Source organism: Shinella sp. AETb1-6 (assembly GCF_009826875.1).
Lineage (GTDB): Bacteria > Pseudomonadota > Alphaproteobacteria > Rhizobiales > Rhizobiaceae > Shinella > Shinella sumterensis.
The window spans coordinates 72105-87519 of sequence record NZ_WUMM01000012.1; the positions used below are offsets into that span (position 1 = coordinate 72105).

Genomic DNA, 15415 nt, shown 5'->3' on the forward strand with positions numbered 1-15415 from the left:
GGACCACTACTACCCCATGTTTCCGGCAGGCGAAACGCTTTTCGCCCCGCCCTGTCCGTTCATATCCAGAAGAAGAAGAGTTCGACCAACGCATCCAGCGCCCGCGCGCGCAGCGTGCCCACCTCCACTGTTCCCGCCGTCTTTACCGGGACCTCGCGCAGGAGCTGCTTCTCATTGGATATGCGCAGCGTGCCAACGGCCTGCCCCGGCTGGACAGGGGCCCGCAGCGGCCAGGTGTAGACCACGCGGGCGACGAGGCGCTGCGAGTTGTCCTTCGGCAGGAAGACATCGACCTGCTCGCCGGCCACCAGCGGCACCTTGCCGCTCGCCCCGCCATAGACGCTCGCATCGGCAATCGTCTCGCCTTCACGGAAGAGCGTACGCCGCTCGAAGGACGACAGCGCCCATTCGATGATCCGGCGCGATTCCTCGATGCGGACCTTGTCGTTCTCCAGCCCGCTCATGGCCAGCAGCAGATGTTTGCCGTCGCGGTTGACCGACGCGACGATGGAATAACCGCCCTCCTCGGAAAAGCCCGTGACAAAGCCGGTCGCACCGATATTGAGTGCCAGAAGCGGATTGCGGTTGCGCTGCGCGATCTTGTTCCACGCGAACTCCGGCTCGACAAAATACCCCATCCGCTCGGGATAGGTCGTCTGGAGGTGGCGGGCCAGAACCACCATCTCGCGCATCGTCACCTTGTTGTCGGGATTTGGCAGGCCGGTGGCATTGGCAAAGACCGAGCGTTCCAGCCCGAGCGCCCTCGCCTCCTTCGTCATGCGTTCAGCGAAGGCGCTTTCCGAACCGGCCAGGCCCTCGGCCAGGATGATGCAGGCATCGTTGGCGAACTGAACGGCAATGCCGCGGATGAGGTCCTCGACGCGGATGTTCGATTTCAGCGCGGCGAACATCGTGGAGGTGCGCGACGGCGCGCCGCCCGTGCGCCAAGCGTATTCGCTGACGGGATATTGCGTTTCCAGCGTGGTTTCGCCGGCGGCCAGGGCCTTGAAGACCGTCGCCACGGTCATGAGCTTGGCGAGCGACGCAGCGGGCACGAGCTCGTCTTGCGCCCGCGCGAACAGCACCGTGCCCGTCTCGGCCTCGATGAGGTAGACCTGCTTGGCCTTCACGTCGAAACCGGCCTGCGGCGCCGCAGACTGGGCGGACGCAAATCCCGGCAGCAAGACGAGGAAAGCGAGGAGAATGAACAGACGATGATGCATGACGACTCCGGATGCCGTCACACTCCCATAGGCCCGCGCCAATCGCAAACGGCTTTGACGGCCGCCACGGGTCAGCCGGCGTTATCGGCGAGTGCGGACAGCGGCGTCAGTTTGCCGTCGATGGTGAGGATTGCGTCGAAGGCGCCCGACGCGTCGCGCACGCGCTCGTCGGCATAGGCGGCCGCATAGCTCGGATCGGCGGAAAGCTGGGGCGTGAAATTCGGCCGCTCCATCGGCATCGGGCCGATATCGGGCAGCGAAACGAACTGCTCCATGACCTGGAACGGCGTGTTTTCCTGGGCCGCCGTGTTGGCCAGCGCGGTCATGGCACTGCCCGTCGGCGCAGAAAGCGTGCCGGAACCGTCGCTCGGCAGCGAACGACTGTCGGCGGAGGCCACCATCACGCCCGTTGCGATCTGGCCGCCGGGATCGACGGCGGGAACGCGCGAGCCCTTGGTGACATAGGATGCCATGAGATAGGGCATGTCGTTGCCCTCGAGCGGCGCCTTGCCGACATATTGCACGCGGACCTTCGCCGTGCCCGTGCGCTTCATGTCGAGCAGGTCGGCCGTCTTGGAGGACACGTCGATCACGCGCCCCTCATGGAACGGGCCGCGATCGTTGACGCGCACGATGACGGACGTGCCGTTTTCCATGTTCGTGACGCGCGCATAGCTGGGCAGCGGGAAGGTCGGATGGGCGGCCGACAGGTGATACTTGTCGTAGACCTCGCCATTGGCCGTGCGGCGGCCGTGGAATGCGGAACCGTACCAGGAGGCAAGACCCGTCTTGTTGTAACCGAGCTCTTCCTTGGGCTGGTACCACTTGCCGCGCACCTGATAGGCCTTGCCGACCTGATAGCGGCCGCCGCCCTTGGGAACGGCCTGCCCTTCCTCCACGACGCGCGGGCTTGCCTTCACGCCATATTCGGATTCGGAGAAGAACTCCTTGCTGCGGGGCTTCTTCTTGGTCGGTGCCGACGTCGTCGCGCAGGCAGCGAGGCCGGCGCATACAAGCGGAATCGCGATGAACCTGAGGGCCGTGCCAAATCGGTTCACAGTGTTCTTGATGTCTTTATGTCCCACGCCGCTATTGTCCCCGACGGTGTGCCAGCCTAACCCTGCCCCTGCAAGTCGACCGTCAATGCCACTCAGTAAATAACAGTGCGTTAATCATGCCAGCAACGTGGCAAAATTGCGAGCGAACGCCAAACTCCGGTCCAGCTTCCGCGAATTATGGTTTATGCATGGTTAATATTGATGGAGGCGGCACGCGCGGATACGCTGGGAAGCAGCACTAAGAGTGCCGACAGAACCGTACTTTACATCCGCCCTATGCCACGGCTTGGCAAGCCTAATCACGCCATTCTTGAACCAAGTCAGAAAACTTGCGCAACAGTGTGCATTTCTCGTCCGAATCAAGCCCCCGGTAGTTCTCTTGCGCTGCCATGAACCTTGCTTGGATCGTCGAATCCCTCTCTCGTTCAGCGCGAAATCTGAGTTCCAACCGCTCGCCTTTGCGTGTTAGTTCATAGGGCCGGCTGCATCCTCCCTGCCCCACATTAATTGCAGCGAGCCCGTCAATCTCGGCAGCGGCGAGCGGCTTTCTGAGTTGAGATTCCTCGAATTGGGCCTCCTCGTAAGCGTAGTAAGCGTAAATAGCGACCAAAACCGCAACCAAGGCGCTTAGAGCTCCTATTCTCCGGCCCGTCATTCTTGAACTACCTCCTTGACAACGTTATCGGGATTTCCAGGGTTTAATCCATCGCCTTTCTCACAGGTCAACTGGCGCTTTGCGCCCTCCTGCCGCCCTCGCCTTTTCTTCTGTGCAGAACCACCGCTCGCCATTCCTGGCTCATAGGCGCACCTGAAGCTCTGCGACGGTCGTTGAAGCCGGGATCGCGGGGTGCGTCAGTCAGCGCCGAAGTTCGGTTTTTCTTTGTCGAGAAAGGGGCGAAGGTCTTTGGGATTCACGACGCGGGCGAAATAGCGTTCAACGCAGTTCAAGAGGTATTTGTTGTTTCTGCCATCTGCTAGCGCCCCGTTTGTGACGAGGTTTGCAACAGAAAGCTGAGCTGAACCTACTGAACTTGCGGGATTTCCCGGTTCTGAAGCCTTCGCCGGTGGTCGGAGTGGAGAGATTCGAACTCCCGACCCTCTGGTCCCAAACCAGATGCGCTACCAGACTGCGCTACACTCCGTCCGTCCCGGCGATGGGGAGATACACGCATCCGGTCTTTGCCGCAACAGCAAACGGTTGTTTTCCGTGCGCTTGTGAATGAATTGCCCAGAGCTACTTCGCCTTAGGGCTGCTTCGCCTTGCGCATGGATTCCACGAGTTCGTTCTGGATGCGGTTGCCCGTGCGGATGCCGAGGCGTTTGACCGTGCCGCCGTTGAGCTCCAGCACAAAGTCGATCGGGCCCTTGGAATCGATGATCGATTCGGAATGGGGCTCGGCATTTTCCTTGATCGCGGTAATCTTGCCGTCCTTGGCGATGAACAGCATGTCGAGCGGAATATAGGTGTTCTTCATCCACATGAAGACCTGACGCGTCTCGCCGAAAGCAAAGAGCATACCGTGATCGGGCGCCATCTCGCGGCGGTGCATCAGCCCTTGCTCGCGCTGGCGCGGCGTTACGGCAAGCTCCACCGTGAAGGCATGGCTGCGGCCGTCGCGGGTGACGATGGTCAGCGATTGGGTATCGAATGTCTCAGCGGCGGAAGCACCGAAAGACGTGAGGAAAAAGAATGCCGCGAAAAACCCGGCCAGACGTACAAGGCCTGCCATTCGCGCGCCGACCGCCATCAATGCGGCCTGTTGCCCGCGACCGGAAGATCAGGGTGGATTTCGGCTGCCATCAGGCCTTTTTCGCCGTCGCCAAAGCGCACCAGCACGACCTGGCCCGGCCGCAGCTCCGTCAGGCCAAAGCGGCGCAGGGTCTCCATGTGAATGAAGATGTCCTCGGTGCCTTCGCCGCGCGTCAGGAAACCGAAGCCCTTGGTTCGGTTGAACCATTTTACCAGCACGCGCTCGAGCCCGCTGGACGGCGTGACCTGCACGTGAGTGCGAACCGGCGGCATCTGCGAGGGATGGACCGCCGTGGACTGATCCATGGACAGGATGCGGAAAGCCTGGTGGCCACGCTCACGCTTCTGTACGAGCGCGACGACGCGCGTGCCTTCCAGAACCGTCTGATAGCCATCGCGGCGTAAACAGGTAACGTGCAGCAGGATGTCCTGCATGCCGTTGTCGGGCACGATGAAGCCGAACCCCTTGGCGACATCGAACCACTTGATGACCCCGGTGATCTCGATCAGATCAACGGCGTCATTGCTCTGGTCATCACGTGTCGTGATTTCCTTTGAAGACACCCTGTCTGCCATGACCTGCCAGCCCCTCGTTTACGCGTCACATGAGTTACGGTTAACTGATTCTTGAGAATAAGAATAACATTGTCCCGATGCGACTGCGCAAGCCCCCTTGAAACTTTTGCCGGCTGCATTGGTAGCCTTCAAGGCTTGCCTCAAGCTGACAAAACCATAACCTTCCGCTTGATTCCGGGTTCAGAGGATATTTTCATGCGTTATCTTCACACGATGGTTCGCGTCAAAGACGTCGACCAGTCCCTTCACTTCTACTGCACGCTCTTCGGCCTTGAGGAGGTTCGCCGGTACGAGAACGAGAAGGGCCGCTTCACGCTGATCTTTCTGGCCGCCCCTGGGGATGTCGAGGCGGCGCGCGCGAACGCCGCACCCTGCCTCGAACTCACCTATAATTGGGACACCGAGGATTATGCCGGTGGCCGCAATTTCGGCCACCTCGCCTACGAGGTCGACGATATCTATGCCGTCTGCCAGAAGCTGATGGACAACGGCGTCGTCATCAACCGCCCGCCGCGTGACGGCCACATGGCGTTCGTGCGCTCGCCGGACGGCATTTCCATCGAGATCCTGCAGAAGGGCGAGAACCTTGCGCCTGCCGAACCCTGGGCCTCGATGCAGAACACCGGCAGCTGGTAATTCGCCCGCAACGCAAGCCCCGGGCAAACCCCGGGCTCTAGGGTGAACGCGACAAACCATCGTTTCGCCGTATTCGGCCAGGATTTCTTGCTTTCCCGGCCGTTCTTCAAGCGTAACGCGGCGATTCGGGCCTTTGTTCGGCCGGATTGCGCTCGTTTGCGCTCACGGCACCCGGCGCTCCGGCCTTTACACCATCGGCTCAAGCGCTAACATCGCGGCAACCGCAGCTCGGCCTCACGGCTTCATCGACTGCGGTTGCGACTGTTTGAAGAATTGGCCTTTCCGGCGGCAAGACCGGAGGCCCGAACGTCGAAAGCGGGGGAAAGCCTTTGCAGGACATGCAAGGAAAGTGGCCCGGCCTCAAGACGCTGCGGTATGGATTGCTGCTGGCCGTCTCGGTCGCCACACTCTCGGGCTGCGTTTCCGCAGTCTCTACAGATTTGCGCGCGGACAATGCGACCGCCCGGGCCAAGGACGATGCCGTCGCCGCGAGCGGCGAGGAAACGACCACGCCTGTCGTCGCCGAAACGGCGTCTGCCGAGGCCTCCGCCGATGCGGCGACGACCGGCCAGCAAACGGAAAAGGCCGAGATGGCCGGCCTCGTCATGCAGCCCGCGTCGCTCGATGCCAACAAGGCCAGCATCTACTCCAACGGCGGCCAGGTGACGCCGTCGGGCGCGGCCTATGCTGCCGAGAGGACCGGCACCAATCCGGCAACGACAAGCCTCTATTCCACAGGTGCTGCGCAGACGACCGAGGAGGATGGCCGCCTGCCGGTCGAGGACATGCCGCAGGTGGGCGTGTCCGTGCAGCCGTCGGCTGATGGCGAGCAGGCGCTCGCCCTGCCAGAGACGGGACCGATCCCGAAGACGGCACGCACGGCGCTCGTTGCGGAAACGCAAAACGCCAATCCCGCGGAACTGGCGATTGCCGCCCAGGACGGTGAGAACACCCTCGGCGCGACCGTGGGAAGTGTGCCGGAGACGCAGACCGGACAGCGCAAGCAGGTCACCCTCGCCTCGCTCTTCGCCAACAAGCGGGATGCGGCGAAAGACGATTTCAGCGGCGAGCGCTTTGCCACGCGAGAGCGGCGGGTGTTGAACCGCGACACCGCGGGCTCCACGCAGAAGGCGTCGCTGGGGACCCTGCCCGGCGTTTCCACCGCCAATGCGATGTTCTCCACAAACCATTCGGAATCCGATGAGGTCGAGGACGACGCACCGCAGTTCAAGGAAGTGGCCTCGCTCGCCGGCCTTGCGCGCCTCGCGCCGAACGGACTGTGGCTGCAGACCGAGAAGGTGAAGACGGGTTGCTTCAAGCCGGAGCTGCTGCAGGTTCTCAAGAACATCGAGCACCACTACGACAAGCCCATCATCGTCACGTCCGGCCTACGCGACGTGAAGGTGAACCGGGCGAAACAATCGCTGCACACGCGTTGCGAAGCCGCCGATATCCAGATTGCCGGCGTGAGCAAATGGGAGCTCGCCGAATATCTGCGCAGCATGCCCGGCCGCGGCGGCGTGGGCACCTATTGCCATACGGAATCGGTGCATATCGATATCGGACCGGAGCGCGACTGGAACTGGCGCTGCCGCCGCAAGTAGCCGGACTTCAGCCGTAAATATCTGGGAAACTTCAGTTTTCCAAATGTTGAGGCCGCCCTTGAGGCGGCCTTTCATTTTTTTGTCACAACGGCTTTTTCCCGCTTGCGGAACCGAAAACGCCCTTCTATAAGACGCCCACCGCACGCGCCCTTCGTCTATCGGTTAGGACGTCAGATTTTCATTCTGAAAAGAGGGGTTCGACTCCCCTAGGGCGTGCCACGGTCCCTCTCCCCCAGGTCACGATCGTTATCGCGCAATCATCCGAACCCGTTCGTTCGGCATTGAAAAAGTTGCGACTTACGGCATTTTTCGTCTTGCGCATCCGGCCGGTCCTGATTAGAAGACGCCCACCGCACGCGCCCTTCGTCTATCGGTTAGGACGTCAGATTTTCATTCTGAAAAGAGGGGTTCGACTCCCCTAGGGCGTGCCACGGTTCTCTCCCCTCGAATGCTTTTATACGCCCGCCACCGGTGCCGATGGGCACTCTGTTTGCGGGCAAGAAAAATAGAAAAATCCTGCATTTAGGGCTTGCACGAATCCGCTGCCCTGATTAGAAGACGCCCACCGCACGCGCCCTTCGTCTATCGGTTAGGACGTCAGATTTTCATTCTGAAAAGAGGGGTTCGACTCCCCTAGGGCGTGCCACGGTTCTCTCCCCTGTTCAGACAGACAGCCGCGCTCAGAATGCCTTTGCCGCATCGAGAATGCGAAACTGTATGCGCCTGTTGCCCTGCCAGCTGTCGGCGGAAAGCGTGCCGGCGAAATGCACCGCCTGACCGCGTTCCTTCATCAGGAAGAGGCCGAGATCGGCTTCGGCCGCGCGAAACGCCATGGCGTCGAGACGGCCACCGTCCGGCCCTTCCAGGTTGACGCGCAGGTGGTTGGCACCCACAGGCCGCACATCGCGCACACGGTGCGCCGGCAGGGCGAAGATCGGCTGCGGATGGCCGGAACCATAGGGGCCCGCCTGCTCAAGCTGGTCGGCAAGCGCGAGCGTCGCACCGCTGGCGCTGAGCGCCCCGTCGATCTTCAACGTTTCAACCGCCACGAGGTCGCGCACGACACGCTCGGCGCGCTCCTCGAAGAAGCTGCGCAGCCGGCCGAGGTTGGCGCGCTCCACCGTGAGGCCGGCCGCCATGGCATGGCCGCCACCCTTGACGAGAATGCCTTCGTCCACCGCGGCACGCACCATGCGGCCGAGATCGAACCCGCTGATCGAGCGGCCCGAGCCGGTGCCCTTGCCGGAAGGATCGAAGGCGATGGCAAAGGCCGGCCGCCGGAAACGATCCTTGAGACGGGAGGCCAGCAGGCCGACGACGCCGGGATGCCAGCCCTCGCGGGCCGTGATGATGACGGAAGCGTTCTCGCCTGTGCCGTATTCCGCCTGCGCCTCGGCTTCCGCCTCCGCCAGCATGGCCGCTTCCATCGCCTGCCGCTCGCGGTTGAGTTCGTCCAGTTGCCGGGCGATGCGCTCGGCCTCTCCGGGCTCTTCCATGGTGAGAAGCCGGCTGCCGAGCGCCGCGTCGCCGATGCGCCCGCCGGCATTGATGCGCGGCCCGACGAGGAAGCCGAGGTGATAGGGCGTCACGGGGCCGCCGATGCCTGCCTGCTTGAGCAACGCCGTCAATCCCGCATTGCCGAGATGACGGGCGGCGACGAGGCCTTTTACGACATAGGCGCGGTTCAGGCCCTTGAGCGGCACGACATCGCACACCGTCGACAGCGCGACGATATCGAGCATGGACAGGAGATCGATCGTGCCGGCTCGGGCATCGCCGCGCGTGCGCAGGAGCCGTTGCAGGGCCACGAGCACGAGGAACACGACGCCGGCGGCCGACAGATGCCCCTGCCCCGAAAGATCGTCCTCACGGTTCGGATTGACCAGGGCCAGCGCGGGCGGCAAGTCCACGCCGACCTGATGGTGGTCGATCACCACGACATCAACGCCGCGTTCGCGCGCCACGGCAAGCGATTCGTGGCTGGTGGAGCCGCAATCAACCGTGACGATCAGTTGCGCACCGCGCTCGATCAACTGGCCGATCGCCGCCGGATTGGGCCCATAGCCTTCGAAGATCCGGTCGGGAATGTAGATTTCGGCCTCGACGCCGAAATGCGCGAGGAAACGATAAAGCAGTGCGGATGACGATGCGCCGTCGACATCGTAATCGCCGAAGATGGCCACGCGCTCGCGGTTTGCGATAGCGCGCGCCAGCCGCTCGGTGGCCGCTTCGCAGTCCATCAGGCTGTAGGGTTCCGGCATCAGCCGGCGCAATGTCGGATCCAGAAATTCGAGCGCGTTTTCGAACGGCACGCCCCGCCCGGCAAGCACCCGGGAAATCAGGTCGGGCAGCCCGTGGGTCTGGCTCATCGCCAGCGCGCGGTTCTCTCCTGCCTGATCGAGCCGCGCCATCCAGCGCTGCCCGGTCGCGGAGCGCTCGACGCCGAGAAAGGCGCGGGGGACGGGATCGGCGTTTTCCAACATGCTCATCGCGACTCCGGTCGTTTTACCCCCTGCATCCGAAGGCCGTCCCTCATCCGGCCCGTCGGCCGCCCTCCACGCGCGAGCGCGAAGAGGTCAGGATGAACGGCCGATCCGCGCCGCGATACCGTCAGCGCGAATCACGCCGTCTTGGGACGCTCGATGCGAATCACCTGCGGCTCGCCGACCAGGTATCCCTCGGCCTTGATGGACGCCACCGCCTTGCGGACGGAATCCTCCATCGTCGCATGGGTCACGAGGATGATGGTCTTCGGATCCGTCGATTCGGCCGTGGACTGGGCACGCTGTACGATGGATTCGAGCGAGATGCCGTTTTCCGCCATATGCTTGGCAATGCTGGCGAAGACGCCGGTGCGGTCCTCGACCGAGAGGCGGATGAAGTAGCCGCCGTGATGCTTGCGGATCTGCGCGCGCTTGTACGGTGCAAGTGCCGCAGCCGGACGGCCGAGCGCGGGAACGGTCTGCGCACCGGGACGGCTCTTTGCGATATCGGCGATATCGCCCAGCACCGCGGAGGCCGTGGCGTTGCCGCCCGCCCCCGGACCGACCATCAGCAGCTCACCGAGGATGTCCGATTCGATCGCTACCGCATTCGTCACGCCGTCCACCTGCGCGATCACGCTGTCGAGCGGCACCATGGTCGGATGCACGCGCTGCTCCACGCCCGTATCGGTCCGCTGCGCAACACCCAGAAGCTTGATGCGATAGCCGAGATCGGCCGCCGCGCGGATGTCGTCGATGGAGATGTTGGTGATGCCCTCGAGATAGATGTCATCGGCCGCGATCTTCGTGCCGAAGGCGAGCGTCGTCAGGATCGAGAGCTTGTGAGCGGTGTCGTTGCCTTCGATGTCGAAGGCCGGATCGGCCTCGGCATAGCCAAGGCGCTGGGCTTCCTTGAGGCACACCTCGAAGGACAGGCCTTCCTTCTCCATCTTGGTCAGGATGTAGTTGCAGGTGCCGTTCATGATGCCGTAGACGCGCGAGATCGTATTGCCCGTCAGCGATTCCCTGAGCGCCTTGATGACCGGAATGCCGCCCGCGACTGCCGCCTCATAGTTGAGGATGCAGCCGTTCTTCTCGGCGATGGCGGCAAGCTCGACGCCATGGGCGGCGAGCAGAGCCTTGTTCGCGGTGACGACGTGCACGCCGCGCGACAGCGCCGCCTTTACCGCCGCGAGTGCCGGATCGCCGGCCCCGCCCATCAGCTCGACGAAGACGTCGATGGTCGCATCGCGCGCCATGGCGGCCGGGTCGTCGAACCATTCGGCGGCGGACAGATCGACTCCACGGTCGCGGCCCTTGGTGCGGGCTGTCACTGCAACGATCTCGATCGGCCGGCCGCACGTCGTGGTGAGCATATCCCTGCGTTCGACGAGAATCTTCGCGAGCGAGGCACCAACGGTCCCCAAGCCCGCAATGCCGATCTTCAGGGCATCAGCCATGGTCATGTCCTAACGTTTTGGAAGAGACCCTCCGCAGGCCGCGGAGGGTGGATTTCAGCGATGGGCGTTGAGCGAGATGACGTTGTGCATCGTCTCGTCGGCCGTCGACAGGAACTTCTTGATGTTGCGCGCCGCCTGGCGGATGCGGTGTTCGTTCTCGACGAGCGCGAGGCGAACATAATCGTCCCCCATCTCGCCGAAGCCGACGCCCGGGGCGACCGCGACATCCGCCTTTTCGACGAGCAGCTTGGAGAATTCCAGCGAGCCGAGATGGCGGAACTTTTCCGGGATCTTCGCCCAGGCGAACATGGTGGCCGCCGGCGGCGGAACCTCGAAGCCGGCCTTGCCGAACGTGTCGACCATCACATCGCGACGACGCTTGTAGACGTTGCGCACTTCGGCGATGTCGGAGCCGTCGCCGTTCAGCGCGTGCGTGGCCGCGACCTGGATCGGCGTGAAGGCGCCGTAATCGAGGTAGGACTTCACGCGCGTCAGCGCGGCGATCAGCCGCTCGTTGCCGACGGCAAAGCCCATGCGCCAGCCGGGCATGGAGAAGGTCTTGGACATGGAGGTGAACTCCACCGTCACGTCCATGGCGCCTGGCACTTCCAGAACGGACGGCGGCGGCGCGTTGTCGTCGAAGTAGATTTCGGAATAGGCCAGGTCGGACAGCACGATGATGTCGTGTTTGCGCGCGAACGCGATGACATCCTTGTAGAAATCGAGCGTGGCCACATGTGCCGTCGGGTTCGACGGGTAGTTGATGATCAGCGCCAGCGGCTTCGGGATCGAGTGGCGCACGGCGCGCTCGAGCGGCGGGAAGAAGCTTTCGTCGGGTTCGACGGACATGGAGCGGATGACGCCGCCCGCCATCAGGAAACCGAAGGCGTGGATCGGATAGGTCGGGTTCGGGCAGAGAATCACGTCGCCGGGCGCCGTGATCGCCTGTGCCATATTGGCGAAGCCTTCCTTGGAGCCGAGCGTGGCGACGACCTGCGTCTCCGGGTTCAGCTTCACGCCGAAGCGGCGGGCGTAATAGGCGGCCTGCGCGCGGCGAAGGCCCGGAATGCCCTTGGAGGAGGAGTAGCGATGGGTGCGCGGGTCCTGGACGACTTCGCAGAGCTTGTCGACGATCGCCTTGGGGGTCGGCAGATCAGGATTGCCCATGCCAAGGTCGATGATGTCGGCGCCACCCGCTCGCGCGCTTGCTTTCAAACGGTTGACCTGTTCGAAAACATATGGCGGCAGACGCCGGACCTTGTGAAACTCTTCCATCTTCAACCCCGTTGGGCGCGGCGCCCTATCCCGGCTTGGCCGGAGCAAACCCCGCGCGATTCGATCAACCGGCGCTACTGCACCGTCTGCGCGTCACAATCGGCGCGCAGACGGTGCAGTAGCATTTCAATTGCCGCATAATTTTGTCCTTGGATCGTGCCCGGTTCAAGGAATCATGCAGCGGCGAAAACGTTCGAAATGAACACGCTTCGCCCGCGCCGGCGGCCCTTCGACCGCCTTTCGCTTTGCTGCCAAACGGCAAGAAACGCAAGCGTTAATTCGTGCCTTCGATCTCCGAAAGCGTTGCCTTGCCGTGGTTCTCGCGCAGCGCCTGCAATTCGGCGAGCTGGCGCCGGTATTCCGCATCGGAAATCTGGCCGGCGCTGCGCCGTTTCGCGAGCGCCGCCAGGCTCTCGCCGTTGGCGGCCGCCTGCTCGTCGCTCATCTGCTGCGTCTCCGCGCTGACGATGGCGGTGATATCCGGATAGACGTCCGCGCGGTTGGCACCGGCATTGACCGAGGGATCCCGCGGCGTCGAGCTGCAGGAACCGAAAGCCACCGGCAGGGCGGCCATGAGAAGGACGACGCTCAAGCGCCTGAATTCGAACGCCATATGGCTGTATGCTCCTGTCGAAACGACGGGTTCCGGATCGTGCCGCGAAAGGCTGTCTGGCCCTTGTAATCTGTTTCGCAGAGAATGTAAAAATGCAAAACGAGACAATAAAATCGGGAGGAAAGCATGGCGCAGGACAGCAAAGCGGGTGAACGCGATGCCGCCGGCGAAAAGCCCGGTTTCCAGCCCTTCGATCCCGCAACGATCGAGCCCTATGTCGTGAAGGACCCCGAGGCGCTGACGGTCAATATCGCCCGCATGGTCGAGCAGCTCGGCAAGGCCGCCTCCGCCTGGCTTGCCCCGCGCGAAAGCGGCGCGAAGGTCGATACCGTCTCCGAACCGATGGTCGACATGGTCAAGACCCTCTCGAAGGTTTCCGAATACTGGATGGCCGATCCGCGCCGCACACTTGAAGCGCAGACCATGCTGCTGGGCAGCTATTTCAACATATGGTCGCGCACGCTCGGCCGGATGGGCGGCGAGGATGCGGCTTCCGCGCCCGATCCCCACGCCAAGGACAAGCGTTTCGCCGATGAGGACTGGGTGAAGAACCCCTTCTTCGATTTCCTGCGGCAGGCCTATTTCGTGACGTCGGACTGGGCCGAGAAACTCGTGACCGACGCCCAGGGCCTGGACGAGCACACACGCCACAAGGCGGCCTTCTACGTGAAGCAGATCGCAAGTGCGGTTTCGCCCTCCAACTTCGTTACCACCAATCCGCAGCTCTATCGCGAAACGGTCGCTGCGAACGGCGCGAACCTGGTGCGCGGCATGCAGATGCTGGCGGAGGACATTGCGGCCGGCCGCGGCGACCTGAAGCTGCGCCAGACCGATACCAGCAAGTTCGCGATCGGCGAGAACATGGCGCTGACGCCAGGCAAGGTTCTGGCGCAGAGCGACGTCTGTCAGGTCATCCAGTACGACGCATCGACCACGGAGGTTCTGAAACGCCCTCTCCTCATTTGCCCGCCGTGGATCAACAAATTCTACATTCTCGACCTCAATCCCGCGAAATCCTTCATCAAATGGGCAGTCGACCAGGGCCATACGGTTTTCGTCATCTCGTGGGTGAACCCGGACGAGCGGCATGCCGGCAAGGATTGGGAGGCCTATGCCCGCGAGGGCATTGAATTCGCGCTCGACACGATCAAGCAGGCGACCGGCGAGGACGAGGTGAACGCGATCGGCTATTGTGTGGGCGGGACACTGCTGGCGGCGACGCTGGCGCTGCATGCCAAGGAGGGCGACAAACGCATCCGAAGCGCGACCTTGTTCACGACGCAGGTCGACTTCACCTATGCCGGCGACCTCAAGGTCTTCGCGGACGAGGAGCAGATCGACCTCATCGAGCGCGGCATGCAGGCCACGGGCTACCTCGACGGCTCCAAGATGGCGACGGCATTCAACATGCTGCGCGCCTCCGAACTGATCTGGCCCTACGTCGTGAACAACTATCTGAAGGGCCAGGATCCCATGCCCTTCGACCTCCTCTACTGGAATTCAGACTCCACGCGAATGCCTGCCGCCAACCACTCGTTTTATCTCCGCAATTGTTATCTCAACAATACGCTGAGCAAGGGCGAGATGGTGCTCGCGGGCAAGACGCTTTCCCTGAAGGACGTGAAAATTCCGATCTACAATCTCGCCACCAAGGAAGACCATATCGCGCCGGCGAAGTCGGTTTTCGTCGGCAGCCAGCTGTTCGGCGGCAAGGTCACCTATGTCATGGCCGGCTCCGGCCATATCGCCGGCGTCGTCAACCCGCCGGATAAGAACAAGTACCAGTACTGGACCGGCGGCCCGGCAAAGGGCGAATTCGAGGCCTGGATCGGCAAGGCGAAGGAAACCGCCGGCTCGTGGTGGCCGCACTGGCATGCCTGGATCAAGGCCGAGGACGACCGGATGGTGCCGGCCCGCAAGACCGGCGGCAGCATGAACTCCATCGAGGAAGCCCCCGGATCCTATGTGCGCGTGCGCGCCTGACGAATTGATCCAGCGATGATCTTCGATCCGCCGCTTATCCCCGGCACCCTCGTGCAGCGCTACAAGCGCTTCCTGTTCGATGCGATCCTCGACGACGGGTCGGCGATTACCGGCTCCTGCCCGAACACCGGCTCGATGCGCGGCCTCACCGCGCCCGGATCCCGCATCTGGATGTCGACGAGCGATAGTCCCACGCGAAAGCATCGTTACCGGCTGGAGCTTGTCGAGGCGGATGACACCGTGGTCGGCATCAATACCGGCCTGCCGAACCGTCTGGCGGAAGAGGCTATCCATGCCGGCCTCGTTTCCGACCTCGCGACTTATCCGCTGGTCGAACGCGAGAAGAAGTACGGCCGCAACTCGCGCATCGATATCCTCCTGTCCGGCGATGCGCGGCCGTCCGCCTATGTGGAGGTCAAGAATGTGCATTTCCGCCGCACCGCGGGGCTTGCCGAGTTCCCGGATACGGTGACGGCGCGGGGCGCAAAGCATCTCGAAGAGCTTGGCGATATGGTTGACGCCGGTTTTCGCGCGATCATGCTCTATCTCGTTCAGCGCGAGGATTGCGATCTCTTCCGCATCTGCGCCGACCTCGATCCGTTCTATGCGGCCGGGTTCCGGCGGGCGCTTTCCCGTGGCGTGGAGGCCTATGCGGTCAAATGTGCCGTTGCGCCGTCGCAAATCCGGCCTGTCGCATCGATCGCCATGGACGAACCCGGTGCCGCTGTTTTATGACGGTCGCTAGAGAATGAAG

13 protein-coding genes and 4 tRNA genes are annotated in these 15415 nt (G+C 62.8%); 7 read left to right on the top strand and 10 right to left on the bottom strand.

The annotated features are described in order from the left end of the window. Nucleotides 1-59 precede the first annotated feature (59 nt). From GR158_RS19705 to GR158_RS19730, 6 genes are all read right to left on the bottom strand, one after another. Nucleotides 60-1223 (bottom strand): D-alanyl-D-alanine carboxypeptidase family protein, encoded by a 1164-nt coding sequence (locus GR158_RS19705; RefSeq protein WP_160872281.1) that lies wholly within the window; start codon nt 1221-1223, stop codon nt 60-62. Between the two features lie 71 nt (nt 1224-1294). Next, complete coding sequence (locus GR158_RS25575) at nt 1295-2293, bottom strand: septal ring lytic transglycosylase RlpA family protein (RefSeq protein WP_160872310.1); 999 nt, start codon at nt 2291-2293, stop codon at nt 1295-1297. A 283-nt stretch (nt 2294-2576) separates the two neighbouring features. After that, nucleotides 2577-2936 (bottom strand): hypothetical protein, encoded by a 360-nt coding sequence (locus tag GR158_RS19715; RefSeq protein ID WP_160872282.1) that lies wholly within the window; start codon nt 2934-2936, stop codon nt 2577-2579. Nucleotides 2937-3346: 410 nt separating this feature from the next. After that, nucleotides 3347-3423 (bottom strand) — tRNA-Pro (locus tag GR158_RS19720). Nucleotides 3424-3525: 102 nt separating this feature from the next. Next, the gene (locus GR158_RS19725) at nt 3526-4011 is read right to left on the bottom strand and encodes a DUF192 domain-containing protein (RefSeq protein ID WP_160872283.1); all 486 of its coding nucleotides are present in this window, start codon (nt 4009-4011) and stop codon (nt 3526-3528) included. 17 nt (nt 4012-4028) lie between these two features. After that, complete coding sequence (locus GR158_RS19730; protein WP_134649184.1) at nt 4029-4607, bottom strand: cold-shock protein; 579 nt, start codon at nt 4605-4607, stop codon at nt 4029-4031. A gap of 195 nt (nt 4608-4802) precedes the next feature. Between GR158_RS19730 and GR158_RS19735 the strand changes: the two genes are divergently transcribed. The 5 genes from GR158_RS19735 to GR158_RS19755 all read left to right on the top strand — a co-directional run bounded on the left by GR158_RS19735 (nt 4803) and on the right by GR158_RS19755 (nt 7493). Further along, a complete protein-coding gene (locus tag GR158_RS19735; protein ID WP_134649183.1) occupies nt 4803-5243 on the top strand; it encodes a VOC family protein in 441 nt (146 codons plus the stop codon). A 338-nt stretch (nt 5244-5581) separates the two neighbouring features. Then, nucleotides 5582-6847: a YcbK family protein gene (locus GR158_RS19740; protein ID WP_160872284.1), complete on the top strand. Its 1266-nt coding sequence runs from the start codon at nt 5582-5584 to the stop codon at nt 6845-6847. Nucleotides 6848-6991: 144 nt separating this feature from the next. Then, nucleotides 6992-7066 (top strand) — tRNA-Glu (locus GR158_RS19745). A gap of 137 nt (nt 7067-7203) precedes the next feature. Further along, a tRNA-Glu gene (locus GR158_RS19750) sits at nt 7204-7278 on the top strand. A gap of 140 nt (nt 7279-7418) precedes the next feature. Next, nucleotides 7419-7493: transfer RNA gene (locus GR158_RS19755), tRNA-Glu, on the top strand. A 34-nt stretch (nt 7494-7527) separates the two neighbouring features. Here the strand turns inward: GR158_RS19755 and recJ are convergent. The 4 genes from recJ to GR158_RS19775 form a co-directional block, all read right to left on the bottom strand. After that, complete coding sequence (gene recJ, locus GR158_RS19760) at nt 7528-9330, bottom strand: single-stranded-DNA-specific exonuclease RecJ (RefSeq protein WP_160872311.1); 1803 nt, start codon at nt 9328-9330, stop codon at nt 7528-7530. Between the two features lie 137 nt (nt 9331-9467). Then, the gene (locus GR158_RS19765; protein WP_134649180.1) at nt 9468-10790 is read right to left on the bottom strand and encodes a homoserine dehydrogenase; all 1323 of its coding nucleotides are present in this window, start codon (nt 10788-10790) and stop codon (nt 9468-9470) included. 54 nt (nt 10791-10844) lie between these two features. Then, on the bottom strand, nt 10845-12065 hold the full coding sequence (locus GR158_RS19770; RefSeq protein ID WP_160872285.1) for an LL-diaminopimelate aminotransferase: 1221 nt from the start codon (nt 12063-12065) through the stop codon (nt 10845-10847). A 274-nt stretch (nt 12066-12339) separates the two neighbouring features. After that, a complete protein-coding gene (locus tag GR158_RS19775; protein WP_134649178.1) occupies nt 12340-12678 on the bottom strand; it encodes a hypothetical protein in 339 nt (112 codons plus the stop codon). 126 nt (nt 12679-12804) lie between these two features. Here GR158_RS19775 and phaC point away from each other — a divergent pair, with 126 nt between their 5' ends. Then, nucleotides 12805-14661 (top strand): poly(3-hydroxyalkanoate) polymerase subunit PhaC, encoded by a 1857-nt coding sequence (gene phaC, locus GR158_RS19780; RefSeq protein WP_160872286.1) that lies wholly within the window; start codon nt 12805-12807, stop codon nt 14659-14661. A gap of 15 nt (nt 14662-14676) precedes the next feature. Then, nucleotides 14677-15396 carry a DNA/RNA nuclease SfsA gene (gene sfsA / locus GR158_RS19785; protein ID WP_160872287.1) on the top strand — a complete coding sequence of 240 codons (720 nt, stop codon included), beginning with the start codon at nt 14677-14679 and terminating at the stop codon, nt 15394-15396. Nucleotides 15397-15415: the final 19 nt, after the last annotated feature.